The sequence below is a fragment of the Peribacillus deserti genome (genome assembly GCF_016909175.1).
In the GTDB taxonomy this organism is placed as follows: domain Bacteria; phylum Bacillota; class Bacilli; order Bacillales; family DSM-1321; genus Paraperibacillus; species Paraperibacillus deserti.
Map to the genome: position 1 here is coordinate 84,227 of NZ_JAFBFI010000012.1, position 23,624 is coordinate 107,850.

24 protein-coding genes are annotated in these 23,624 nt (G+C 40.2%); 18 read left to right on the plus strand and 6 right to left on the minus strand.

All coding sequences use genetic code 11. The features are described 5' to 3' along the window. Window positions 1-69: 69 nt before the first annotated feature. Together JOC77_RS13705 and JOC77_RS13710 are read right to left on the minus strand one after the other, a co-directional pair. Window positions 70-321, minus strand: a complete 252-nt coding sequence (locus JOC77_RS13705; protein WP_204544124.1) for a transcriptional regulator SplA domain-containing protein — start codon at window positions 319-321, stop codon at window positions 70-72. Between the two features lie 154 nt (window positions 322-475). Continuing rightward, a complete protein-coding gene (locus JOC77_RS13710) occupies window positions 476-958 on the minus strand; it encodes a spore coat protein (RefSeq protein WP_204544126.1) in 483 nt (160 codons plus the stop codon). Between the two features lie 192 nt (window positions 959-1,150). Between JOC77_RS13710 and JOC77_RS13715 the strand changes: the two genes are divergently transcribed. Beyond that, the gene (locus tag JOC77_RS13715) at window positions 1,151-1,309 is read left to right on the plus strand and encodes a lmo0937 family membrane protein (RefSeq protein WP_204544128.1); all 159 of its coding nucleotides are present in this window, start codon (window positions 1,151-1,153) and stop codon (window positions 1,307-1,309) included. Window positions 1,310-1,374: 65 nt separating this feature from the next. Here JOC77_RS13715 and JOC77_RS13720 read toward each other — a convergent pair whose 3' ends face one another. Continuing rightward, window positions 1,375-1,821: a cupredoxin domain-containing protein gene (locus JOC77_RS13720; protein WP_204544130.1), complete on the minus strand. Its 447-nt coding sequence runs from the start codon at window positions 1,819-1,821 to the stop codon at window positions 1,375-1,377. A 311-nt stretch (window positions 1,822-2,132) separates the two neighbouring features. Between JOC77_RS13720 and JOC77_RS13725 the strand changes: the two genes are divergently transcribed. The 13 genes from JOC77_RS13725 (at window position 2,133) to pyrH (ending at window position 16,081) form a co-directional block, all read left to right on the plus strand. After that, complete coding sequence (locus JOC77_RS13725; RefSeq protein ID WP_204544131.1) at window positions 2,133-2,909, plus strand: LysM peptidoglycan-binding and 3D domain-containing protein; 777 nt, start codon at window positions 2,133-2,135, stop codon at window positions 2,907-2,909. A 217-nt stretch (window positions 2,910-3,126) separates the two neighbouring features. Further along, window positions 3,127-3,969, plus strand: a complete 843-nt coding sequence (locus JOC77_RS13730; protein ID WP_204544132.1) for a DUF1206 domain-containing protein — start codon at window positions 3,127-3,129, stop codon at window positions 3,967-3,969. 768 nt (window positions 3,970-4,737) lie between these two features. Continuing rightward, complete coding sequence (locus JOC77_RS13735) at window positions 4,738-5,769, plus strand: class I SAM-dependent methyltransferase (RefSeq protein ID WP_204544133.1); 1,032 nt, start codon at window positions 4,738-4,740, stop codon at window positions 5,767-5,769. A gap of 103 nt (window positions 5,770-5,872) precedes the next feature. Further along, complete coding sequence (locus JOC77_RS13740; protein WP_204544209.1) at window positions 5,873-8,167, plus strand: ATP-dependent DNA helicase; 2,295 nt, start codon at window positions 5,873-5,875, stop codon at window positions 8,165-8,167. A gap of 122 nt (window positions 8,168-8,289) precedes the next feature. Beyond that, a complete protein-coding gene (locus JOC77_RS13745; protein ID WP_204544134.1) occupies window positions 8,290-8,451 on the plus strand; it encodes a YozQ family protein in 162 nt (53 codons plus the stop codon). A gap of 639 nt (window positions 8,452-9,090) precedes the next feature. Next, window positions 9,091-9,267: a hypothetical protein gene (locus JOC77_RS13750; RefSeq protein WP_204544135.1), complete on the plus strand. Its 177-nt coding sequence runs from the start codon at window positions 9,091-9,093 to the stop codon at window positions 9,265-9,267. An 81-nt stretch (window positions 9,268-9,348) separates the two neighbouring features. Further along, window positions 9,349-9,780: a CBS domain-containing protein gene (locus JOC77_RS13755; protein WP_204544136.1), complete on the plus strand. Its 432-nt coding sequence runs from the start codon at window positions 9,349-9,351 to the stop codon at window positions 9,778-9,780. A 198-nt stretch (window positions 9,781-9,978) separates the two neighbouring features. Then, the gene (locus tag JOC77_RS13760; RefSeq protein ID WP_239558758.1) at window positions 9,979-10,695 is read left to right on the plus strand and encodes an SGNH/GDSL hydrolase family protein; all 717 of its coding nucleotides are present in this window, start codon (window positions 9,979-9,981) and stop codon (window positions 10,693-10,695) included. A gap of 15 nt (window positions 10,696-10,710) precedes the next feature. Further along, the gene (locus JOC77_RS13765) at window positions 10,711-11,613 is read left to right on the plus strand and encodes an ABC transporter ATP-binding protein (protein ID WP_204544140.1); all 903 of its coding nucleotides are present in this window, start codon (window positions 10,711-10,713) and stop codon (window positions 11,611-11,613) included. After that, window positions 11,606-12,586, plus strand: a complete 981-nt coding sequence (locus tag JOC77_RS13770) for an ABC transporter permease subunit (protein ID WP_204544142.1) — start codon at window positions 11,606-11,608, stop codon at window positions 12,584-12,586. Before JOC77_RS13765 ends, JOC77_RS13770 begins: the two co-directional genes overlap by 8 nt. A gap of 46 nt (window positions 12,587-12,632) precedes the next feature. After that, window positions 12,633-13,007 (plus strand): VOC family protein, encoded by a 375-nt coding sequence (locus tag JOC77_RS13775; RefSeq protein WP_204544144.1) that lies wholly within the window; start codon window positions 12,633-12,635, stop codon window positions 13,005-13,007. 144 nt (window positions 13,008-13,151) lie between these two features. After that, window positions 13,152-14,534 carry a TerD family protein gene (locus tag JOC77_RS21625; RefSeq protein WP_204544146.1) on the plus strand — a complete coding sequence of 461 codons (1,383 nt, stop codon included), beginning with the start codon at window positions 13,152-13,154 and terminating at the stop codon, window positions 14,532-14,534. A gap of 812 nt (window positions 14,535-15,346) precedes the next feature. Continuing rightward, complete coding sequence (gene pyrH, locus JOC77_RS13785; protein WP_204544148.1) at window positions 15,347-16,081, plus strand: UMP kinase; 735 nt, start codon at window positions 15,347-15,349, stop codon at window positions 16,079-16,081. 43 nt (window positions 16,082-16,124) lie between these two features. Here pyrH and JOC77_RS13790 read toward each other — a convergent pair whose 3' ends face one another. Further along, window positions 16,125-18,104: a S9 family peptidase gene (locus tag JOC77_RS13790; RefSeq protein ID WP_204544150.1), complete on the minus strand. Its 1,980-nt coding sequence runs from the start codon at window positions 18,102-18,104 to the stop codon at window positions 16,125-16,127. 298 nt (window positions 18,105-18,402) lie between these two features. Between JOC77_RS13790 and JOC77_RS13795 the strand changes: the two genes are divergently transcribed. Both JOC77_RS13795 and JOC77_RS13800 read left to right on the plus strand, forming a co-directional pair. Further along, a complete protein-coding gene (locus JOC77_RS13795; protein ID WP_204544153.1) occupies window positions 18,403-20,142 on the plus strand; it encodes an ABC transporter ATP-binding protein in 1,740 nt (579 codons plus the stop codon). Further along, window positions 20,139-21,926, plus strand: a complete 1,788-nt coding sequence (locus JOC77_RS13800; protein ID WP_204544154.1) for an ABC transporter ATP-binding protein — start codon at window positions 20,139-20,141, stop codon at window positions 21,924-21,926. Before JOC77_RS13795 ends, JOC77_RS13800 begins: the two co-directional genes overlap by 4 nt. 270 nt (window positions 21,927-22,196) lie before the next feature. Here JOC77_RS13800 and JOC77_RS13805 read toward each other — a convergent pair whose 3' ends face one another. Further along, window positions 22,197-22,643, minus strand: a complete 447-nt coding sequence (locus JOC77_RS13805; RefSeq protein ID WP_204544155.1) for a YueI family protein — start codon at window positions 22,641-22,643, stop codon at window positions 22,197-22,199. 202 nt (window positions 22,644-22,845) lie between these two features. After that, window positions 22,846-22,983, minus strand: a complete 138-nt coding sequence (locus JOC77_RS13810; protein WP_204544156.1) for a YuzL family protein — start codon at window positions 22,981-22,983, stop codon at window positions 22,846-22,848. A gap of 110 nt (window positions 22,984-23,093) precedes the next feature. Here JOC77_RS13810 and JOC77_RS13815 point away from each other — a divergent pair, with 110 nt between their 5' ends. Next, on the plus strand, window positions 23,094-23,336 hold the full coding sequence (locus tag JOC77_RS13815; protein WP_204544157.1) for a YkuS family protein: 243 nt from the start codon (window positions 23,094-23,096) through the stop codon (window positions 23,334-23,336). A 137-nt stretch (window positions 23,337-23,473) separates the two neighbouring features. Beyond that, a complete protein-coding gene (locus JOC77_RS21630) occupies window positions 23,474-23,608 on the plus strand; it encodes a hypothetical protein (RefSeq protein WP_275585079.1) in 135 nt (44 codons plus the stop codon). Window positions 23,609-23,624: the final 16 nt, after the last annotated feature.

The following is a 23,624-nucleotide window of genomic DNA, read 5'->3' on the forward strand; positions in this document are numbered from 1 at the left end:
TTGTGCTTTAATTACCTATTAAAACCTATCTTCTTGCTTGCAAAAGACATGCTATATGCGCCGATATTGTTAGAAGAAGGAGTTTTCATCTATCAGTTCCTGATAGGCCTCTTCTGCAGATTCCTGTGAGGTGAAAAGAGCATCATCATCCTCGATCACATGGAAGGTTTCATTAAGAAACAGAGCTACCTCGTTTGGATTATGAGGATGCTGGACAATTTCTGCCGGCCGAATGTTGGAAACAGAAGGAACATGGGGGTTATTATATATCACGAATACTTCATCGCCTGCTTTTAAATTTTCCCTGTCTAGAGTGGACATTTACGTACCTCCTTTTATAGTGTGAATGTAGTTTATGTATTGATCCGCTTAATTATAAAAGAAATTAGAAAGGACCGATACCAGGTTAAGCACAGATATCAAATTACGTGATAAATAGCCCTGGGATAATTGATCCTTTCAGGAGTTTAAAGATTTAATGACCCATTTCTATAGCTCTCCGGGCAACTGCATAATCATTCTGAAGCAATTTATTCAGATCATAGGCCGGATAAAATCCTCGCTGATACATAAAATTAAAAACTCTGCCATGAAGGGCAATTGCTCGGTTCAAGTGGGTATTTAACACTTTTCTAATATCTGGTGTGGCGGTTTCCGTTATGGCAATGGCATAATTTCTAACGGCTGTTTTAGCCATCATTAGCAGGGTTCCCCCATATAAAGCAGTTTCATCTCTTCTGGCTCCCTCGGTTACTGATGGGGCCATAGGCAGAAACTGAAGGAGCTCCTGAAGGTTCTGCTGAAAGGATTGAATAGAAAAAGAGTATAATTCCCGGAGCTGGGGATCGGTTATTTTTCTAAAATTTTTCTTGAGAGTCATTAAATTATTTGATGTAGCAGCAGTCAGTTCATGTAACTCAAGTGTTTCATGCCAAGCCAGGTGTCTTGCCTGTACCATGTATATCCCTCCTATTATCTTTCGACTTTGACAGTTTATTCAGAGGTGGTGCTTTCTGAAAGTTTTCCCATAAAAAGTACAAGGAAGATAAAAAACTCATACTGTCATCAAGGTCAAAAAGTTTATAAAGCCAAAAAAAAGGGAAACTTAATTAAACAAGAGATGATATATCATAAGGAAGGAGGGTAAGTTATGCTTTGGACTATTATCGGAATTTTACTGGTACTATGGGTACTCGGATTAGTATTTAAAATAGCAGGAGGACTTGTACACATCCTTTTAATTATTGCACTTGTAGTATTTATTATTAAATTTATTGCTGGCAGAGGCAGAGGAAGAAATAGAGTATAGAATCCGTAACAAAAGCAAAAGGAAATAAAATAGTTCCTGTCTATGGACTATTTTATTTCCTTTTTTTATTTTGCAATGATATAGGCGATCATGGGGCCATTAGACTTGAGATCATGGTGGGCCGTACAAATAAGACGGTATGTTCCAGGTTTCTTTAAATTCAGAGGGAGAACGGTTTCTTGACCCTTCTGCACGGTCCCTTTTATATTAGTTCCTTCTATATAAAAGGGATGTTTCATTCCATTCACTCCTAGGATTTTAAGCGTGACGTTTTTATTTGAAGGAATTACGATCGTGCCTGGGTCCCAGCGATAAGCTTCTATTATATTTCCGTCTAGCTCTGATTTGAACTCCCCCGTTACCAGATTGATAATAATCTCACCTTCAGAAGGATTGCTCGTACTTGTATTCAAAGATTCCCCCTCACGAATGTAAAATAGAGCCAGTGCGGCCATTATTGCAAAGATTGCAGCGGTTAAAATCCATTCTCTTTTTATGGTTATTAATTTCATTAATAACACCTCCTGCTATAAATCTATGCAGCTCCCCCTATTAAACTTGTCCGCATGCATAAAAAATATTTTCATTTCATGAATTTTAAGGATAAAAGTAAGGAATTCAAGCTTTTTTTGAGAATAAATCATAGATATAAACAGAAATAATGAAGCTTTATTATCAGAATATTCGGTTTTTGTGTAAAACTCTCGTTATATTTATGTTAAGAAAGTCATCCAATTAATATCTCCCTGTTCTTTATAACGCTACTTTTTCTGATATGATAGAAGACATTAGCGAACAAAGAAGCACTAGGAGGAATATACATATGAAAAAGACTTTATTCTCATTAGTCGCAGCTGCGGCGCTTACAGGTACAATGGGAGTTAATGCCCAGGCAGATGAAATGGTAGTGAAAAAAGGCGATACTTTATGGAGAATCAGCCAGAACCACGGTGTAGAAGTATCCGACTTAAAAAGATGGAACAATCTAAAAAGCGATATTATTCATCCTGAGCAGCATATAATAGTATCTCCGGACAAACGGCATGTCGTACATCAAGGTGAGACTATATGGAGCATTGCGAAAAAATATGGTGTGTCAGAGTACAATATTAAACAATGGAATAACTTATCTTCAGATATCATTCAGCCAGGCCAAAATCTAAAAGTGAATTCTGTTTCCTACAGTGTTCCGCCTCAAAAAACTACAGCTGCTTCAAAACCAGCTGAAGCTAAACCGGTGGCAGCACAACCTGCAGCTGCACGACCGACAGCAGCACAACCGGCAGCTGTGAAACAGGAAGCCGCCCCTGCTAAAGTTCTGACTGTAAATGCAACAGCTTATACGGCTGACTGTGAGGGCTGTTCTGGAATCACTGCAACTGGTGTGAACATAAAGGAAAATCCAAATGCAAAGGTTATCGCAGTAGATCCATCAGTTATCCCGCTCGGTTCTAAAGTGTATGTTGAAGGCTACGGCTATGCGACCGCAGAAGATACGGGTGGTGCCATTAAAGGCAACCGCATAGATGTTTTCATTCCGAATGAGCAGAATGCTTTAAACTGGGGAACAAAAACAGTTAAGGTTACCGTAATTAAATAATCACTTCACCACTGAGATTGCCTTATTGAGGGCAATCTCTTTTTTGTTAAGCTGTTAAAACTTGCTTGTTGATTGCGCCATGAAATGCGGAGAACGGTCCGGAAAGAGATTCTAAACCCATAATAAGGAATAGGTATTTTGGTCTATTAGAGTTTCTTGCATCCTTAAAGCGGGAATGAACTAATAGATGGTAAGAACTGAGAGGAGAATCTCTAAAATGATAAACGCAGAAGCTAAGGAGGCCGCAAAGACCCAGGCAAAGGAAGTCTCACATGAAATTAAACCCTGGATTAAAAAATTTGCCCGTGCAGGCTTTATGGCAAAAGGAACTGTTTTTTTCTTAGCTGGTATTTTGTCCTTATTAGCCGCATGTGGAATAGGCAGCAAAGCAAAGGGAACGAGTGGTGTCTTTGCTTCGGTTGTAAGCAAACCTTATGGAGAAATAATTGTATGGATTATTGCCTTAGGGCTTGTAGGGTATATATTGTGGCTTTTCTTTCAAATAATCAATCAGCAGTCTCAAAACAAACACGGAATGAAGGATATTATAAAAAGAATCGGATATGCCATATCCTGTGGTATTTATATTGGACTTGCTGGAAGGGCATTTTCTCTTGCCGCCCATGCTGGGAATTCCGGGAACACTAAGCAAACATGGACTGAAATGCTTTTGAGTGCAGAAGCCGGTCAATGGATCATAGGACTAATAGGAATCGGCATCTTTGGATGCGGAATGTATGAAATGTATGCTGGATGGAGCAAGGGCTTCCTAAAGCAATTTGACTTGGCCGGGATGAGCGAAAATGAAGTTGCCGTAACAAAGAAAGCGGGAATGCTTGGGCTGACTGCAAAGGGAATTGTCTTTTGCTTCCTTGGATATTTTGTGGTGAAAATGGCTGTAACAGTAAACCCGAATAATCCTAAAGGTTTGGATGGTGCATTAGAAAAAATGCTTCATCAAGCCTATGGACCCTGGATTCTTGGGGTTACTTCCATTGGATTAGCTATTTATGGTCTATATGAAGTGATGAAGGGAAAAAATAAGCATATTATCATTTAGTGAAAATTCATCCGCTTTTATTGGTTAATTTTTTTGTTTTTATATGATTGAATCCAATGTTTAGAAAAACAGTCCCGTGGGAAAAGAGTTATAACAAACACAAATTAAAAAGAGTAATCAATTTTCTTTCAGTAAAAAATCCAGCATTGACTTCAAGTGAAATATGGGTTATAATTAGGACTTAGTTTCAATTATATTAGTTGAGGATATGAATTGAAATATCGAGGGTAATTAAAAAGCAGAATTTTAACAGACTTTAATTACAACATGATATTTCCGCTTAATGCTAACCCAAGTGCATGCTGCTGCACTTATTAAGCTGGGGTAATACCGGCATATAGACGCGGTCTATATGATATAACAGTTACAACTATTTTAAATAAGTAGATTAGACGGTGTTACCGTATATTATAAAATTTTGCTGAAAGAGTCAAAATCTTGTTTTTCAACTGGCGCGACCTAGGAGTCGCAGGATGGAAGAGAGGTAGGGCTTTCATATTTAGGTTTTGAATGTTGATTACTCTCACCTAAATATATGCTATACAGTTTAAACACAGTTAAGCTGTAATAGTATGTTTAACTTTACAAACAAATATTTGTTCCAAAAAGGTGCTGCCATACATTTGGCTGCACTTTTTTCAATTTTTCTGCTCTACGTCAAAGGATTTTTGATTGTAGTGATGGAATATATATAGAATGTAAACTTTGAATAAGAACATAAACATTATACGATGACTAAGTACTAAGTTAAAATCAGGAGTGGATTACATGCTGGAGATCGAAAGGGATATAACACCGTATTCAGCCCATACACTGCTTGCTCCTTCTTATCGAATTGATACAAGAGATTTCACTGAGAAGGAATATAATAAATTTGTAAAGTTAAATACGGTAAGAGACTGGTCCTCATTAAAGTGGAAAGATGTCGGGAGGCCATATCAGGTAACTTCCTATGCAAAGGACAAAAAGAATTGGGAAACTGAAAACCGTCGTGAACTGCCTGCCCGCACTTCGTGGGAAATGTTTAATAAATCTTTTCATGAATGGTTTGTTAAGGATGTTCCCCAAGAAATGGATATAACAAAAGAACGTTTCTTTAATAGCTTAAAGCAGTTTAAACCTGCAGAAACGAAGGCAGCTGCAGGAGGCTTCATCAGAATCCATCTTTGGAATTATGTACATAGAATTCAGGATGGAATATGGGATCCTCGCGGCAAGAGAGCCCTATTTGAGGGGCTGGAGCTCAAAGCTCCCAAAATTTTGTTTCTAGGTGCCGCCGAAGGCTACGAAGCGATGCAGCTCGCCTCCTTGTATCCAGGAAGCGAAATAGTCCTGGTTGACTATGATCCATTTTGCAAGGATACCCGGTACGGAGAATTTCCGGATTCTTATCCTTTTTTGGGGGAAGATCCGCTGACTGGCGGGAAGAAAATCTATTATAAAACGGATATTCCTACGGAGTATGTAGTTTCTGATATAAGAAAGCTGCCATTTGGCCATGAATTTGATATTGTCCTAAGCGTCGGTCTGCTGGAGCATTTTCCTGATGAAATGAAAGCAGAGGTTGTAGAGTGGCACCGAAAGTTTCTAAAGGCTGGGGGATATATAATCATGACCACGCCGAGGGCTCAGCTTCGATCAAAGCTATATTATGAAATCATGGCAGATGTAATGAACCATACCTACCGAGAGTTGATGACAATAGAGCAGATGGGATTGTATCTGTATGAAAACGGACTTGATATTCTTCGGCACGGGTATATCAAGGTTCATAATGGTATTGTAGCTAGGGCACGATAATTTCTGGCATGTTAATGTGCCAGCTTCTTTAGTAAGAGTATTTAGAGCAAGTTAATGATATAGTATGGGAAAGAGAAAGAGACTTGATTAACAGGGTGATATGATGCAGGAAGAAATAAGTCTTTCAGTAAGGCCTTTAGTCGAATATGTTTTTAGAAGCGGAAGTATTGAAACAGGATTCAGGTCAGCGACAGCTATGACCGAGGGCACAAAGATCCACCAAAAAATACAGAAGTCGTATAAAGAAACAGACCAAAAAGAAGTATTCTTGCGGACTGAACTGACGCTTGAGGAAATAATGATCAAGCTGGAAGGCCGCTGCGATGGACTTTTAATCGAAAATGACGAAATAATCATAGATGAAATCAAATCTACAAAAAAAGATCTTAATGGAATTACAGAAGATACATATCCAGTCCACTGGGCTCAGGCCCAATGCTATGCTTATATGTATGCAAAATATCATCATTCTGCCCATATGATTGTGCAGCTTACATATGTACACGTGCTAACAGAAGAAAAGGCAGTTTTTAGAAAAAGATTAAGTTTCGATGAGCTGGAAACTTTTATAAACTTTGTAATAAAAGAATACCTGCCATATGCCAATTTAAGACTTCGGCATATGGCTAAAAGAGACAGCAGTATCCAAAGCTTAAAATTCCCTTATTCCTCCTATCGGAAAGGCCAGAGGCACTTTGCAGGTGCCGTTTACAAAACTATATCAGAGCAAAAGAATTTATTTGCAAATGCTCCAACCGGAATTGGGAAAACGATATCGGCCACTTTCCCCTCGATAAAGGCTATGGGCGAAGGGAAATTAAAACGGATCATATATCTTACGGCTAAAACTATAACAAGGCAGGTGGCTGAAGAAGCTTTTTTTCTGATGTTACAGAAAGGCCTCACTGTACATTCAGTAACCATAACAGCAAAAGAAAAGGTATGTTTTAAGGAAAATCTGTCTTGCAGTAAAGAAAGCTGTGATTTTTCCAATGGCTATTATGATAGGATTAACGGGGCAATTCTTGATATTTTATCAAACGAAACGATTATGAATCGCAAAGTAATCGAGCAATATGCTTTCAAACATAAAGTATGCCCTTTTGAATTTTCCTTAGATCTTGCTTATACGGCGGATGTCATTATTTGTGACTACAATTACATCTTTGATCCTAAAGTTTCCTTAAGAAGACTTGTTGAAGAGCAAAAAAAGGAAACCGTTCTGCTCGTTGATGAAGCACATAATCTGGTGGAACGGGCAAGGAATATGTTTTCCTCTCAGTTGGTTAAATCCGAGTTCCTTCATATAAAAAGAGAATTTAAAAGTATAAACAAATCTCTTTCTGAAGCGGCGAAAAAACTGAATGATTTTTTTATAGCTGTTAAAAAACAGATCCCTCTATCAGGATTTATTGTAGAGAAGAACATTCCTGAGGAATTGTTAGTATTAGTAGATGAATTTACCGGCCATGCAGAAGCAGAACTTCTTTCATCAAGGACAGAGCCTGATGAACTTCTTCTTGAAGCTTTTTTTTCTGCGGGTGATTTTTTACGAATTGCAAAGTTATTTGACGAACGATTTGTTTATTTCTGTGAAAAAGACAGAAATGAGATTAGAATTTCTTTGCTATGCCTTGATCCTTCCATGCAGCTTCAGAAAACGGGAAAGGGGTATAGGTCCAAAGTGTATTTTTCAGCTACGCTGCAGCCGATTCATTTTTTCAAGGATATGCTGGGTGCTGATCAAACAGATTATACGATTTCCATTCCAACTCCATTTACAGCCGAGCAGACAGAAATATTCATATATCCACTCTCAACTCGTTACCATGATAGAGAACGCAGTTTAGTTCCCATTTCCGATTACATTTATGAGCAGGTAAACGGGAAGCCTGGGAATTATTTAATATTTTTTCCTTCTTATAAATATATGCAGGATGTACTTTCTATTTTTATGCAAAAAGAATTTTCAGGGAAGATATCTATACAGAATTCGGATATGACCGAACAAGAAAGAGAAGATTTTTTAGAGTCATTTACTGAAAATGCTGCAGATTCTCATGCAGGATTTGCTGTTTTGGGCGGTATTTTCTCTGAGGGTGTAGACTTAAAAGGGGACAGGCTTAGTGGTGTGGTAGTGGTAGGAGTAGGCCTGCCTCAATTGAATGCAGAAAGAAATATAATGAAAGATTATTTTACTAGCACCGGAAAAAATGGCTATGATTATGCCTATGTGTTCCCAGGTATGAATAAAATTCTTCAAGCGGGCGGAAGACTGATTCGATCTGAATCTGACACCGGTACTATTGTTCTAATAGATGACAGGTATCTAACTCCAAAATATCAATCGATGCTGCCAGAAGAATGGCGCAACTATAAAATTGTCAGGCGCCAATAATACAAACAAAACCGAATTACGGAGAGATTGTATATGGCCAGCATGCCCTATTCCCTGAAAAGTAGGATTACCTCATGTAGTGAAAGGGTACATATATCGTATCACCAAGGGAGGCGATACGATTGACTGAAAAACAACAAACCGCCGCTGAAAAGGTAGCCGGCAAAAACTATGATCCAGAGAAAACCGAAAATATGGATGAAACTGCACAAGGACTTGCAAAGACGCACGAACAGGTTAATGATTACTATGTAGGGAAAACTGTTGATAGTAAAAGAAGATAAAGAATGAAGTTAAAAAAGAGCGTGTCTAGTACGCTCTTTTTTCGTGTTTTATTGAGGAGATTAGATGTGGAAAGCTGTTTCCCCAGCATCCTGAAAGCTCCGGTAAACTGGCAGAGGATAAGGAGCAGCAGAATACCAAACCTTGGTCCTGACCATTGCCAGTAATAATATGATCCCATTGTTCGGCGATATTTTTGCCGCTTTTAAAAGAAAAACATTCTATCGTGGTCTTCGTTCTTCTCTGCATAGTGAAAATCACCTCTAATTGATCTCGCTGGATTATGATTGGTCTTGGAAAGCATCTTCGTCACCTTAATCATTTTATGTATTAATTTTAAAATAGACTTAGGGAACGTTCGAGAGTAATTTCAAGCCGGTTGATTGGAGTAGAAGGAGCGCGAAGACTCCAGCGGGAGTAACGGGAAAGGTCAGACCCTGCAAAAGCATTTGCGACGAGGAGGCTCACCGCTCGCCCCGCGGAAAGCGAAGCGCCTCGAACGGAAATCCTGGCAGGCGATGATATGATGCTTCATTGGATTCAGGAAGTAAAATCTTGCCTGAAGGAAAGTTTATTTTTGTTGCTCCTCCATACATATTCAGGGAAAATAAAGCTAATAAAGAATGGGATGGAGAGTAAATATGAAAAAATTCCATTGTTGTGCATCATGTATTCATTTTAAACCAATCAGGGAAGATTCAGGTATGCGCTATTTTTGTTCAAGGCTTGGCTATGAAACAAATCCAAAATATCAATTTGACTGCTGGAAGCCGAAAGTAAAGGTTATAGCATTAATGAATAAGGACATTGCTACTTAACCACTAATTTAATGCGCTGAATCAGAATAATAACAAAGTCAGCGGCAAAACTAACATGGAAATGAAGATTGGAGGTATTCTATGAAAACTGTAAAAGATTATATGTCTTCTACTGTTGATTACTGTACAACTCTTGATAATGTTTTTGAGGTTGCAGTCAAAATGAAGGATCTGGATGTCGGTATCATACCAATTCTAGAGGATAACCGCCTTGTGGGTGTGATTACGGACAGAGACATTGTTGTGAGAGGTGTAGCTGAAAAGCATCCCGGTTCCACCAAGGTAACTGATATTATGAGCTCTGACTTATATACTGCTGATCCTGATATGAGTATAGAGGAAGCGGCACACATGATGGCAGAACAGCAGATCAAGCGTCTGCCAGTTGTTAAAGATGAAAAGCTGGTCGGCATTATTGCTCTCAGAGACATTGCTGTGCATGATGAAACAAAATCCCAGGCTGGATTCGCCTTATCTGAGATATCCGAGACCCAGGGAAACAATATGAATTAGTATGAAAATAAGTTAGCCCTAAGGGTTAGCTTTTTTTTATTTTTTCAGAATAAATTGTTTAAATTTTTGTCCTGATACTGTTTGTGATTTAATGGAAGTAAGAGATTAATGTGTGAGGTGTTTATTCTGAAAAAACCACTATCAATCGTGATTACAGCCCTTTCTGCCGTATTACTGTGCGTATGGCTTGGAGGATTTTTGTACGCAGTACAAACAAATCTTAATGTACAGGCTGATGAGAGTAAAAATACTTCCCAGGATACCGGCAAAAAGAGTCAGGCCGTCAACAATGAGAAAGACCTTAAAGTAGTGGCTGTTGGAGACTCATTAACAAGGGGAATGGGTGATGAGACTGGCAAAGGATATATTGGCTATCTGACAGACGAAATGAAAGCTAAGTCTAAAAAACCTGTGATCGTTCAGAACCTTGGTATAAGCGGCCAAAAGTCTGATTCACTGCTTGCTCAAGTGAAAACGTACTCTGTAACAAGACAGCTGAAGGAAGCTGATTATATTTTGATTACGATAGGAGGAAATGATTTATTCCAGGGAGGACAGACTCTGGTAGATTTCCAGCCGGCGGCAGTAAAATCAATTCAACAAAAATATCTGCATAATTTAGAGGCCATTTTATCTCATGTAAGGTCTTCAAATAGCGGCGCTGTGATTTTTTTGGTCGGTTTGTACAATCCTTTTATTGAGCTTGAGAATGGAAAGGATACTTCTCAAGTGGTGAGAGAGTGGAATTATAAGAGTGCTGAAGCAGCAGCAAAGCAGATAAAAACAGTTTATGTACCCACATTTGATTTGTTTGAACTTAAAGTCAATGACTATCTATATACAGACCGCTTTCACCCGAATTCAAAAGGGTACCGTTTGATTGCAGAACGAGTTGCTGCACTGCTGACATGGTAAGGAGGAAGAAATGGCTTGATTACACTCTCAGTTAAAAATCTAAAGAAAAAGATAGGTAAAAAAGAAATTATAAAAGGGATTGATATTGAACTATACGAGGGCGAAGTCTTTGGATTTCTCGGTCCAAACGGAGCAGGAAAAACTACTACCATCAGAATGCTGACAGGTCTAATCAGGCCTACATCCGGCAGCATCAGTATTTGCGGTTACGATCTGCAAAAGGATTTTACAAATGCGATGATGCATCTGGGATGTATTGTAGAAAATCCTGAGCTGTATCCTTTTTTATCGGGCTACGACAATTTAGTTCACTTTGCACGGATGATTCCAGGTTTTCAGAGTAAAAGACTGGCTGAGGTCATAGAGCTGGTAGGTTTGAGTGAAAGAATTCACGACAAAGTTAAGACCTACTCCCTGGGTATGAGGCAGAGATTAGGAATAGCGCAGGCACTGCTTGGAAATCCAAAGGTTTTAATTCTTGATGAACCTACCAATGGTCTGGATCCGGCCGGTATTCGGGAGATGAGACAGTTTATTAGAGATCTAGCCAAAAATGAAGGCTTAAGTGTCCTTGTTTCCAGTCACTTATTAAGTGAAATCCAATTGCTGTGTGACCGTGTAGCCATTATATCTAAAGGAGCCGTCATTCAGACTGATACTGTACATGCTCTGCTTTCGTCGCAGGAAAAAATGGTATGGAGAGTGGAGCCGCTTCAGCAGGCAAAGCAGATCCTTGAATCTGCAACAGAAGTGGTAGAGCTGGAAGACTGCCTTATAACGGACTTTGATGCTAATAAAGCAGGGCTTTGGAGCAGGGAATTAGTAAATTCAGGTATACAAATAATTGAAATGAACCGACGGCTCCCCGCTCTCGAAGATTTATTCTTAGAACTCACGGGCGGTGATCGGATTGAATAAACTCATTCAAAATGAAATGTTGAAGCTGCTCGCCAGAAAAAGGCTGATTGTAGTAGGAATTATTCTATCAATACTTGTAGTCTTATTTACATATGCACAATATCAAACTGTACAGACACAGCTAAAGAAGCTTGGGACTACGGACTGGAGAACAACCCTTCAGCAGCAAATTATTGATACTCAGAACAGGCTGAGCAACAGCCGAATTCCTGATGACTTTAAAAAGGAGCTTGAGGTCCGGGTAAAACAGCAGCAATATTATTTGGACAATGATATCAATCCAGCCGAACCAGGTGCTCCCAGCTTCACAAAAGAATTTATGGAAAATTCCATTGATTTGCTGCTGCCGCTGATGATTATGGTAATAGCAAGTGATTTAGTATCATCGGAATTTAGTATGGGCTCAATTAAACTGCTCCTCACCCGGCCGGTTAAAAGGTGGAAAATTCTTTTCAGCAAGTATGTAACATTGCTGTTAGCCATATCACTAATCATTGCCATGATGGGGATGATTTCTTATTTGATTTCGGGTGTTGTTTTTGGATTTAAGGGCTGGACAGCGCCTGAATTTATTGGGTTTCAAATCACGGAAGCAGGGTTCGATGCATCAGGTGCCAGCATTATCCCTCAATGGCAATTTATCTTAATGGATTTTGGTGTAGTCTGGTTTGCTGCAGTTGTTGTCGGTACTCTGTCCTTCATGGTTTCTGTTTTAATAAGGAGCACGGCTGCCGGTATGGGAATTATTCTGGCATTACTAATTGCAGGCGCCATCCTAAGCAATATGGTCTCTTCCTGGACATCAGCCAAGTATTTCTTTATGTTGAACATGAGACTGACAGATTACTTAAATGGCAGCCCTCCGCCAATAGAAGGAATGACCTTGTCTTTTTCCCTTGCAGTGCTGACTGTATGGTGGCTGCTGGCCCTTTTTATTTCTTTCGGTGTATTTACAAAAAAGGATATTTATTAAACTTGTATGGTTAAAAAACATATAAATGAAAAGAGGTATGGGCGATATGTTTAGTTTTGAAGGAATTGATCATGTACAATTAGCTGCCCCGGCTGATTGCGAAAAGGAAGCAAGATTATTTTATGGAGGAATATTAGGGATGGAAGAACTCCCGAAACCGGAAAGCCTAAGTCCATCAGGCTGCTGGTTCCGCTGTGGAAATCAGGAAATTCATATAGGAGTTGAGGAATTTTTTAGTCCCGCTAAAAAGGCTCACCCGGCATTAGTAGTAGCTAATTTAGATGAATTGGAACAGCATCTATCAAAAAACGGGGTTAAAATAAAGGCTGACAAGCCGATTGCAGGCAGAAAGAGATTCTTTATTAACGACCCTTTTGGGAATAGAGTAGAATTTCTCGAATTTATTACCGTGGAAAAATGAAGAAGCACAGCGAATAAATCTAAGTCTTAAATAATATGAAACTTTTTCACTTCTATATCGTAAGCATTGTGAGGCAAATGCATTCATTGATTTATGGAATGATTTATAAGATTCTATTTTTAATAGTAAAGGGAGCTGGAATAAATGGCTGTTTCTTTAAGCAAAGGTCAAAAAGTAGATCTGACTAAAGGACAACCTGGACTGAACAATTTGCTTGTAGGTCTTGGGTGGGATCCTTCTCAAAGTGGAATGGATCTGGATGCTTCTGTTTTTCTTCTAACGGAAAATGGAAAAGTAACGGGTGAGCAGGATTTTATTTTTTATAACAATCCCCAGGGCGGGCAGGGATCGGTCATCTATAGTGGAGATAATAGAAGCGGCCAGGGAGTGCAGGATGATGAACAAATACGTATAGACCTTAGGCGTGTACCTCAGCATGTTCACCGGATCGCTTTTTCTATAACGATCCATGAAGGAGAGAGCAGGAGGCAGAACTTCGGTCAGGTCCAGAATGCTTATGTACGTGTCATAGATGAGGCTTCCGGGCAGGCATTAGTTCATTATCATTTAGGTCGTGATTTTCAGGTGGAAACGGCTATTGTGGTCGCGGAATTATACCGTTACAAGGGAGACTGGAAATTTTCTGCAACAGGAAGCGGATTTAGCGGCGGTCTCGCTGCCCTGTGCCATAATTTCGGAATAGAAGTGGAGAGTCCGCAGCCAGCTGTTTCACCTCAGAGTTCGTTTGGAACAACTCCTTCTTCATCTTTTCAGCAGATACCATCCCAGCAGAGCTTTGCACCACAGCAAAACTTTAATACCACTCCTAATCAGCAAAATATGGGCGGTTCCTTTCATAACCCAGCGTCAGGCCATGGAGCTTCGCAATCCTCTGGTTCCGGATTTACTTGCTCAAGATGCGGATCGCAGAATGTTATGACAGGCAAAAAAGGATTCGGACTCGGCAAAGCAGCTATAGGAGGGCTTGTTTTAGGGCCGATTGGACTGTTAGGCGGATTTATCGGCGGAAATAAATTGAAGCTGACATGCGTGAATTGTAAAAACACCTGGGAACCCGGGAATTCAGAGATATCCCGAATTACTGATACCCTTAAAAATCAAGCCAAGAACCTTATTCAGCAGTATAAATCAGCAGACTCACTGGATGCAATTGTAGCAGGTCTTGCACTAGTTGCTATGGCTGACGGCAGGCTGGACCATGCTGAAAAACAAAAAGTACAAGAGTTTATCACTCAGAATTCTGAATTAAGCTCGTTTGGTCCAGGGCAGGCTTTATCCAAATTTGATCATTATATCGGCAGCATGACGCGCGACCACCATCGTGGGAAAGAAGAAGCATTCAGTAAGCTTCACAAGCTGCGAAGCAAGCCAGATCTTGCAAAATTAGTTGTGAGATACTGTGTAGCAGTCGGTTATGCAGATGGCAACTTTTCGTATGAAGAGCAGCAGATGGTATCCGACATATGCAGAGTTTTAAACTTAAACCCATCTGAATTTCTTTACTAAAGGCGATGTTAAAGTTCAATGTTGATTTTCGCACTAAGTTGACCTTCGTTTAAGGTACGAGACTCCTGAGGGAAAAGCGAGTGTTGTCTAGCTCCGGACTGACACCTTCGGTCATAAGCCATTCGCCATCAAAAGGCAAAAAGCGCCTTTCGCTGCCGCTTGTCTTATGTCTGGCTAACGCATAAGGGCGACTATGCTTCTGTCTTCGCTGTCGCTTGCCAATCAGCAAGTCTTCTTTATCAGGTATCTAACTTTCTATATAGTGGTTTTTTTAACGAGTTTGTTCATCACAATTCTCTAAAAAAGAAGTACCTTGAAAGTCACCGTCCTCCGCTTTTCTATTAAGGGAGACCCCGCAGGCGTACACGTGAGAGGAGGCTCCCGAACCGCCCGCGGAAAGCGAGTGCCTGTAGCGGAAATCAACAGACAAGTTTAACAGAGCTTTACTAAAAAAGGCCGGCTGTTTGAGCCTGCGGGCGTTCTTCTTAATTCTTGCTATAAGTAAGACTATGGTGATGGGTTGGTCACATATCAATTAGAAGAGAGTTTTTATCCTTTCCTTGCAGGTTATTAAAAAATTGTTAGCAAGCCGTACAAAAGACTATTGTGCTGCCGATTATTAGAATAATAGTTGTATAATATGCTTGTTTACATATATAATGGTTTGCAGTAAAGCAAAAATTTGGAAAGGAAGTGAGCTGCATGATAAGATCGCTGGCTAATCAATCTATCACATTCACTTCCTTTTATTTCATTAAAGAAGCAGATGCATTTAGCATTTGCTTCTTTTTTTTGAAAAGGGGGAGAAAAAGATGAAAAAGTATCAAAGAATTTTAGTTAAATTGAGTGGAGGAGCTTTATCAGATGAGAATGGAAACAGCTTCGACCCGGCGAGCCTGGAGCACATTGGAAAGGAAATATTATCATTGGCAGACCTTGGCATTGAGGTATCGCTTGTTATCGGGGGCGGAAATATATTCAGAGGGAAGCTGGCTGACTATTGGGGAATAGACCGAGTTGAAGCAGATAATATTGGCACACTTGGAACTATTATTAATAGTCTGATGCTAAGAGGAGTTCTTAAAAGCAAGACTGATAGAGAGGTTCGGGTTATGACATCCATTCCTGCCTCCACAGTTGCTGAACCTTATATCAGGCTGCGAGCAATCCATCATTTGGAAAAAGGGTATATTGTGATTTTTGCCGGGGGAAATGGCCAGCCTTTTGTGACAACCGATTACCCAAGTGTACAAAGGGCCATTGAAATGGAAAGTGATGCGATATTAGTGGCTAAACAGGGTGTTGATGGTGTATTTACCAGTGACCCTAGGAAAGATGCAACGGCAAAAATGTATAAGACCTTGAATTATAATGATGTGGTAAAAAATAATATAGAAATTATGGATCAATCATCTTTACTGCTGGCAAGAGATTTTAAATTGCCTGTTCATATTTTTAACTTTAGCCAAGAAGGCACTATGAGAAAAATCTGTGAAGGTGAAAGCGTTGGAACCTTAATAAACAGTGAAGCGACGATGCTGACCTAAAAGGCATGAGATAAAAAAAGCGATCGATTGATCGCCTTTTTGGTTACTTCAAATATGTAAGAAACCAATCCCTGATTTGTTCAGTATGATTAATGCGGGCAAAAGGTTTTCCGCTTCGTGTTATTTCATGATTCTCGCCGGGATAGGAAACTAAGACCGCTTCTTTTCTCTGTCGTTTAAGAGCGACAAAAAATTGCTCGGCTTGTTCGATTGGACAGCGATAATCTTTTTCGCCATGAAGCAAAAGAAGAGGAGTCTCTACTTGGGAAACATATTTCAGAGGGGAATGATTCCACAGCATTTCCGGGTTCTCGATTACATTCCCTTTGAGCTCCCACTCTGTAAAGTAGTACCCAATATCGCTGACTCCGTAGAAGCTGAGCCAATTACTGATGCAACGCTGCGTGACAGCAGCTTTAAATCGGTTCGTGCGGCCAATGATCCAGTTGGTCATGAAGCCTCCATAACTTCCTCCTGTTACTCCCAGCCTGGTTTCGTCGATATATGAGTAAGATGCCAGGGCATGGTCTACTGCAGACATAATGTCTTTATAATCGTCTCCGCCATAGTCTCCTCTGACTGCGTTAACGAATTCCTGGCCATAGCCATGACTTCCTCGCGGATTCGTATAGAGGACGGTAAAACCCTGGGCTGATAGAGTTTGAAATTCATGATAATACGTGTTCGCATACATCGCATGCGGCCCGCCATGAATCTCTAGGATTAACGGATACTTTTGATCCTGTTTGAATTTAAGAGGCTTAATAATCCAGCCGTGCAGGTCCTTCCCATCCGGAGCTTTCCACGAGAAGGGTTCTGCGGGTGTTAATTCAATATCGTTTAAATAAGATTGGTTTACATTAGTCATTTGCTGCAGAGTGCCATTAGTCAGGTTCAACGAATATAGGTCCCCGGGGTTGGCAGGATGACTAATTGCCACAACTGCCTGATGCGTATGAGGATTGATTGAAAGTCCATAAATATGTTCTGGCTCCAAGCGTGAAGGATACATAGCTCCTTCAACCGTTCCATAATAAACACCCGTACTTCCATGATCACTCATAATAAAATAAAATCCAAGGCTGTCAGAGGTCCATGTTATCCCCGAATCCGAGCCCCCCGCATGGAAATCTCCTATTGCAATATCCCCAATATAAGCATCCCATTCGGAAGTAAGGCAGCTAAGCTCGCCATATTGTGTATCATACAGCCAGATTTTTGGAAGAGAAGCTCCTTTGTATTCCTTTTCATGGCCGATCAGTGAGAGGTATCTCCCATCAGGTGACCAATGAGCATCTGAATAGTAGCCGCTGCCGCCAGTCAACTTTGTTTTTTCATTATTTGAGAGATTAAGCATATATACATCAGAAATAATGGCATAGTCACGGTCTTCATCTTCACTTGCGGAATAAACAATGGCTGTGCCATCAGGCGACCAATCAGATGGCGAACAGTCCCAGTCTCCTTCTGACACCTGGTTCAGTGCTTTTGTTTCTATGTCTAATATAAAGAGCTGCTGATAGGTGTCCTTAAGATAACCAGAAGAATCGGATTTGTAACGAACTTTGTTAAAGATTGCGGCTTTAGATGGTTTTACATCCTTCTCCTTATTTTTCGGATCTATCAAATATGGTTCACCTGGCGTCACTCCGCTGGAAAAAAGGATTTTTGAAGAACAGGGAGACCAGACGATAGAGCCGGCCCCATTATTGAGTTCTGTGAGACATTCGGCTTCTCCGCCATTTTTACTAATTAAGTAAATTTGTGTTTCACCAGATCGGTTAGAAAGAAATGCTAATTTTTCACCATCAGGCGACCAGCGAGGTGAGTGATTTTTATGCTTTCCAAAGGTCCATTGGCTTGTAGAACGAGTATTCAGATCTAATAGATAAATATTAGACGTGTAATGATTATCAAGGTCAGCGATGGTCTTGACAAAAGCAGCCTTCTCGCCACAGGGTGATAATTGCGGATCAGTAACTGAATATAATTGGTAAAGATCTTCGGCTGAAATGCCTCTCATGTTTCCTTATCCTCTCTTAATAAATTTACTATTTGAGCATATCATGAAAATTGTTAAAAAACTCTAGCAATTCATTTTATTAACACACAAAAAATTCCCCCTGTGATAGACAAGTTATAGTGCAAAAGGTTTTATTACTTCACTGCAATGCTAATACTCTATGAGCAGATAAGACTTTTTAACTGCTGTATATAATAAGAATTAACTAAAAATATACAACTTTATAACTAATCGAATAGTTGTAATTTTAAAAATATGTTAAAATATAGGCTGTTGCTTGAAAAGGGGGTCTAGGGATATGAAGTTACTAAAGGAAACACTTATGCATTTTAAACCTTATTGGAAAGGACTTCTGATTGCATTTGCCTGTTCATTGGTCGGCGGTGTATTTACGATTTTTCCGCCCGTTCTAACAGGAAAAATAGTCGATGGAATTGTTTCAGACACATCAGGGCGGATCATTGGCTGGATGATTGCCGGAGTCATGTTCTCTTTTCTTTTTAAGGTGGTATTTGAATCTCTTCAGGAATTATTGCAGGTTAGAATCGGACTGGACGTAATTACAGATATGCAGCTCAGGGCATTTAGACGTTTGCATAAGACGCCGATGTCTTTTTTTACGACAACGCCCCGGGGAGACATGCTATACAGGCTTACACATGATGTTGAATCTGTTCAAAATTTGAACAATACGGTTATACCAAGGTTTGTACAGCAATTAATAAGTGCGGTTGCTGCGTTTACTGCCGTAATTTCATTATATTGGCCGGCAGCCGTTATAATGGTTGGAGTATTTGCGATATATCTTTATCCCTCATTTAAGATTGGAACAAAGGTTAGAAAAATGGGGGCCGTCCAGCGGGATATGAGCGCAGATATGTACAGCCATCTGCAGGAAAGCATTGAATCGATCCGGCTTGTACGAACTTTTCAGACACAATCCAAGGAAATAAAGACACAGGAAGAAAAGCTTACTAAGTGGAAAAACTTTTCAATCCGTCTTGCATTGATTGGAAAGGTTAACTGGCGTTTAGGGAACTTGTTTAATATTGCTACACCTGGTGTGGTAATGCTTGTTGGCGGATTATCAGTCTGGCAGGATAAAATTACAATAGGAACACTCGTAGCCACTCTAAGTTTTATTCCGATTATGTTTATGCCTGTCCGTTCGCTGGCAGAAAATGCTTTAATTATTCAACAGGCAATACCAGCTCTTCAGCGGATATATGAGTATTTCGATCTTCCTCAGGAACATAATGACAACCTGCCTGGCATTGGACAAATAAAAGGCTCCATTCAAATGGACGATATTTGGTTTAAGTATCCGGGTACAGAGCATTTTGTTCTTAAAGGAGTCACTCTTAAGATGGAATCTGGGACACACATAGGAATTGTCGGAACAAGCGGGGGAGGGAAAAGCACTCTCGTTCAAGTATTGCTCGGACTTTTCAACCCAGATAAAGGCAGTGTACATATTGACCATAAAAACCTAAATGAATATAACCGAAACTCTTTCAGGCAGCAGGTAGGAGTTGTATCCCAGGAAACATTCCTGCTGAACAGTACGCTGCGTAAGAATCTTCTATATGGGCGGCCTGAAGCATCACAAGCGGAACTAGATGAAGCGTGTGAGGCAGCAGGACTTACCGAGCTCATAACATCACTCACAGAGGGATATGAAACAATTGTAGGAGAAAGAGGGCTTAAGCTGTCAGGAGGACAAAGGCAGAGGGTTGCCCTTGCCCGTGCGATCTTAAGACATCCGCCTGTTTTAATATTTGATGAAGCAACATCTTCTTTAGACGGTGAAACAGAAGAGCGCGTGCAGGCTTCGTTAGAGGAGTTAATACCAGGAAGAACCACGATAACAATTGCACACAGACTTGTAACGGTAAGGAATGCAGATAAAATCATTCTGCTTGATAAAGGCGTTGCTGCCGAAGAAGGAACACATGAAGAATTGCTTGCATTAAGAGGCCAATATTATCAGTTATACATGGCCCAGTACAGCGAGCTTGAAAAGGAGAGTGCAGTATGAGCCAAATTGCAGCCGGGCCAAAGAAGGCTGGAGACGGAAAAAGAGTCATCCGATTCCTGAAACCCCACAAGAAATGGGTATTTGCCGATTCGTTTGTAATCGCCATTAGCCAGGTTTTTTCTGCACTAATTCCGACTCTTGCGTTAAGCTGGCTGGTTGACTCTATTATACCGAATGAATCAAACAGCTTGTTATGGGGGTTAATGTGGCTGCTGATCTTTGCCGCAATTATTGATTTAACTCTTATGGTCATTGATGAATACTTTTGCCACCATGTAGCAAAATCGGTAACAAATTGGCAGAAGCTTAGATTGTTCACCCATTTGCAGGTCTTGCCTTTTTCATTTTTTCATAACAGCCAATCGGGAGAACTGCTTGCAAGGGTTTCGGATGATCCTGATACACTTCATAATTTTTTAGCATGGGAAGGCTCCACCTTTATGGCTGCTGTTCAGGGAGTGGTCCTTTACAGCTTTGTATTATTATGGATTCATCCTTATTTAATGTTTGCCAGCGTAATACTCGGGGTCCTCTTTTATTACACATCGAATGTAGTCGGGTCCAAGATGAGAAGTGCATCTGCCAATGCCAGGAGGGAAGCTTCCAGATATCTTGAAAGATTGAGAGAGTCTGTAACAGGCATTCATCTATCACGCGTCCTTGGAGTTTCCGAGGCGGAAGTAGATAGTGTAGCAGAAATTAGAAAGTCATTTGTTATTGAAGCAAGACAAGAATTACTCGCCAGAATGAAATCGGTTGTTGTTATAGGCAGTTTCAATGGTTTTGTATTAGCAGCTGTATACTCAATCAGTATATTTCTTATTTGGGATAAAGAGCTGACCAGCGGCCAGATGCTTACAGCAGGAGGACTGGTAACGATAGCTGCCAATGAAATTCAGCGGCTGCTAAGAAACTGGCTTTCTGTTAGAAGAACAGGCCCGGCCCTGGATCGGTCCGAGAATTTGCTGGCAGAGAAAGTTTCAGATGCAGAAACTTCTGAAGGAAGAATGATTTCGGACCTTAACGGCACATTAGAATTCAAAAATGTTAGATTTACTTATCCGGGAAAGAATGATCCTGTTCTAAAGAATATCTCATTTAAGGTTTCCCCGGGTGAGGCTATTGCACTTGTTGGTCCAAGCGGATCAGGCAAATCCACCATTGTTGATTTAATTCTTCGTCTATACGAACCAGATCAAGGTGGGATCCTCATAGACGGCGAGGAAATAACAGAATTAAATGCTGGCTGGCTCCGTTCACAATTTGCTATTGTATCCCAGGATATTCAGCTTAGAAATGGTACACTTTCGGAAAATCTAAGAATCGCAAATAGTGAGGCCTCAGACGATGAATTGATTGAAGCCTTATATGACAGCGGTTTGCAGGAATTTTTCCAATCACTTCCGCTTGGACTTGATACACCAGTCGGAGAGAGAGGAAGCCTGCTCTCCGGCGGGCAAAAGCAAAGATTATCCCTTGCCCGGGCCTTAGTGAAAAATGCCCCATTCTTACTCTTGGATGAGGCAAGTTCAGCTCTGGACCCGATAACTGAAACACAAATAAATAAAGCCATCGCCGAGAGAAGGCTCAAGCAGACAGTCATCATCATTTCCCATCGTCTTTCAACAGTTTTGTCCGCTAATCGGATTATTGTAATGGAAGATGGGCATGTAGTAAATGAAGGCAGCCATGAGTCGCTGCTGGAATCCGAGAATGGAGTATATTCAAGGCTGTTTAAGCGCGAAGCAGAAATTGGAGAAAATGTTTATCTTAATCATGTATGAAAAAGCATCGAAGGCATAAGCAGCTTTTCTATTTATAAGTAGATAAGCAAAAAGGACCTGAGTGATCCGCACCCTAATTGTTATATATCATTAACGATTGGGGTGCAGTTCAAACAGGTCCTTTTTCGTATAAGGCATGGAATTGAAGGCTAAAAAAAAATCGATAAACTTGTTCTTAGTGTCATTGTCACTCAATAAAATCCATGTGTGTGAATACCAATCACCTATCATGGGCAGAGTTAAAGCAGCCTTTATTTAGTAATCAGAAAATTACTTTTTCTGAAAAAAAGAGAACAAACCTTTTCCTTTTTTCTTTTTTACTTCCTCTGGCTGGAAAGCTGCTGGGATATCTTTGTTGATATATATATTCTCGATGTCAACTGCTTCTTTAGATGCAAGAACAAGACCAATATCAGTATCATTTTCCAAATTTGAAATGACTTTGTATGGAATGTTCTGCTGATTGGCGAGCTTAACGTATTTGCTAATATGTGAATAAGTGATTTCTCCATTTAATAAAAGTGCAGAGTTGGGATACTGGTTAATAGCTTCTGCCACTTCCTTATACACTTTCTTTTCGGTAACCTGGCCAATGTATAATGCAGTAATGACTCTCTCCCTGAAGGTGCCTAAAAATTTTCGTTTTTCTTCAGGCTTAAGCTCTTTATGCCCGTAAATCCCCTGCTGTAAATAATCATCTACATTCTCCTTAGACAAAACGAAATCCCCCTCCTTATTTTTCTTGATAGTATATGTATGTTAGAAATAAACGGGAAAAGGGGCGAGTTCCATTTAAAAGTGAGGAACGGCCCCTCATCCACAAATAATCAGCATTAATTTATCTTTCCTGCTTTTTTTCTGCCAAATGATGTGGCCAGTTTTTGTATACCCTATTTTAAATATGGAAAAGTTTCTTTTATTATTTAGAATGGGTTTTCTGCTTTTTTCTAGAGGAACTCAACTCAATGGAGCCCGTTTCTTGATTGGTGGTTCCCTGTCCTTTGACTTTAGCAGAGCTCAGCCCGGATGTTGAAGCGTCTTGTTTAATTTTTTTCATGTCACTAACACCTCCATGACCTTACTGTTTCCAGATTAAACTGGCTTTATAAATCCTAGGAATAGTTTATTGCGTATTGGGACAATTTACATACGTAAGGAGGTGTTATCATGGCAAGAATTGGAGTAGAGCAGTCTTTAACGAATGTATCTGAAGCATTGCGTGGCCGCGGCCATGAAGTAGTTGAGTTAAAGCAGGAGTCTGACGTACAGGGATGCGATGCCTGTGTAATCACAGGGTTGGATTCAAATGTTATGGGAATGACAGATGCTTCGATCCAGGGCTCAGTAATAGAAGCTAATGGCCTTACAGCTGAAGAAGTATGCAGCCATGTCGAGAATAGACTTGGCTGATTCTGCCTGCTGAGTGCAAGCCGCGTGTTAGGGCAAAGAATGGAAGATAAAAGGGGAAGGCTAAAGAAAAACATTCTTTAGTCTTTTTTTCTAAATACAGGTTGGTATTTATGTTTCTAACAAAAGGAGGGATCGACATGGACAAAAACCAGGGCGGGAAAAATAGGATGCAGGATGGAAAGTACCAGACAGGAGATAAAAGAAAAATTGATACCTTAGCAGATGCTACGGGTCCTGCATCAACTACTAGAAATTTTAATAATGAAAAATAAAAAAAAGGAAATGGGC

Excerpts from the sequence above, each read along its gene's own strand:
- JOC77_RS13705 (WP_204544124.1), bottom strand. The coding sequence starts at position 321 with ATGTCCACTCTAGACAGGGAAAATTTAAAAGCAGGCGATGAAGTATTC.
- JOC77_RS13710 (WP_204544126.1), bottom strand. The coding sequence starts at position 958 with ATGGTACAGGCAAGACACCTGGCTTGGCATGAAACACTTGAGTTACAT.
- JOC77_RS13715 (WP_204544128.1), top strand. The coding sequence starts at position 1,151 with ATGCTTTGGACTATTATCGGAATTTTACTGGTACTATGGGTACTCGGA.
- JOC77_RS13720 (WP_204544130.1), bottom strand. The coding sequence starts at position 1,821 with ATGAAATTAATAACCATAAAAAGAGAATGGATTTTAACCGCTGCAATC.
- JOC77_RS13725 (WP_204544131.1), top strand. The coding sequence starts at position 2,133 with ATGAAAAAGACTTTATTCTCATTAGTCGCAGCTGCGGCGCTTACAGGT.
- JOC77_RS13730 (WP_204544132.1), top strand. The coding sequence starts at position 3,127 with ATGATAAACGCAGAAGCTAAGGAGGCCGCAAAGACCCAGGCAAAGGAA.
- JOC77_RS13735 (WP_204544133.1), top strand. The coding sequence starts at position 4,738 with ATGCTGGAGATCGAAAGGGATATAACACCGTATTCAGCCCATACACTG.
- JOC77_RS13740 (WP_204544209.1), top strand. The coding sequence starts at position 5,873 with ATGCAGGAAGAAATAAGTCTTTCAGTAAGGCCTTTAGTCGAATATGTT.
- JOC77_RS13750 (WP_204544135.1), top strand. The coding sequence starts at position 9,091 with ATGAAAAAATTCCATTGTTGTGCATCATGTATTCATTTTAAACCAATC.
- JOC77_RS13755 (WP_204544136.1), top strand. The coding sequence starts at position 9,349 with ATGAAAACTGTAAAAGATTATATGTCTTCTACTGTTGATTACTGTACA.
- JOC77_RS13775 (WP_204544144.1), top strand. The coding sequence starts at position 12,633 with ATGTTTAGTTTTGAAGGAATTGATCATGTACAATTAGCTGCCCCGGCT.
- JOC77_RS21625 (WP_204544146.1), top strand. The coding sequence starts at position 13,152 with ATGGCTGTTTCTTTAAGCAAAGGTCAAAAAGTAGATCTGACTAAAGGA.
- pyrH (WP_204544148.1), top strand. The coding sequence starts at position 15,347 with ATGAAAAAGTATCAAAGAATTTTAGTTAAATTGAGTGGAGGAGCTTTA.
- JOC77_RS13790 (WP_204544150.1), bottom strand. The coding sequence starts at position 18,104 with ATGAGAGGCATTTCAGCCGAAGATCTTTACCAATTATATTCAGTTACT.
- JOC77_RS13795 (WP_204544153.1), top strand. The coding sequence starts at position 18,403 with ATGAAGTTACTAAAGGAAACACTTATGCATTTTAAACCTTATTGGAAA.
- JOC77_RS13800 (WP_204544154.1), top strand. The coding sequence starts at position 20,139 with ATGAGCCAAATTGCAGCCGGGCCAAAGAAGGCTGGAGACGGAAAAAGA.
- JOC77_RS13810 (WP_204544156.1), bottom strand. The coding sequence starts at position 22,983 with ATGAAAAAAATTAAACAAGACGCTTCAACATCCGGGCTGAGCTCTGCT.
- JOC77_RS13815 (WP_204544157.1), top strand. The coding sequence starts at position 23,094 with ATGGCAAGAATTGGAGTAGAGCAGTCTTTAACGAATGTATCTGAAGCA.
- JOC77_RS21630 (WP_275585079.1), top strand. The coding sequence starts at position 23,474 with ATGGACAAAAACCAGGGCGGGAAAAATAGGATGCAGGATGGAAAGTAC.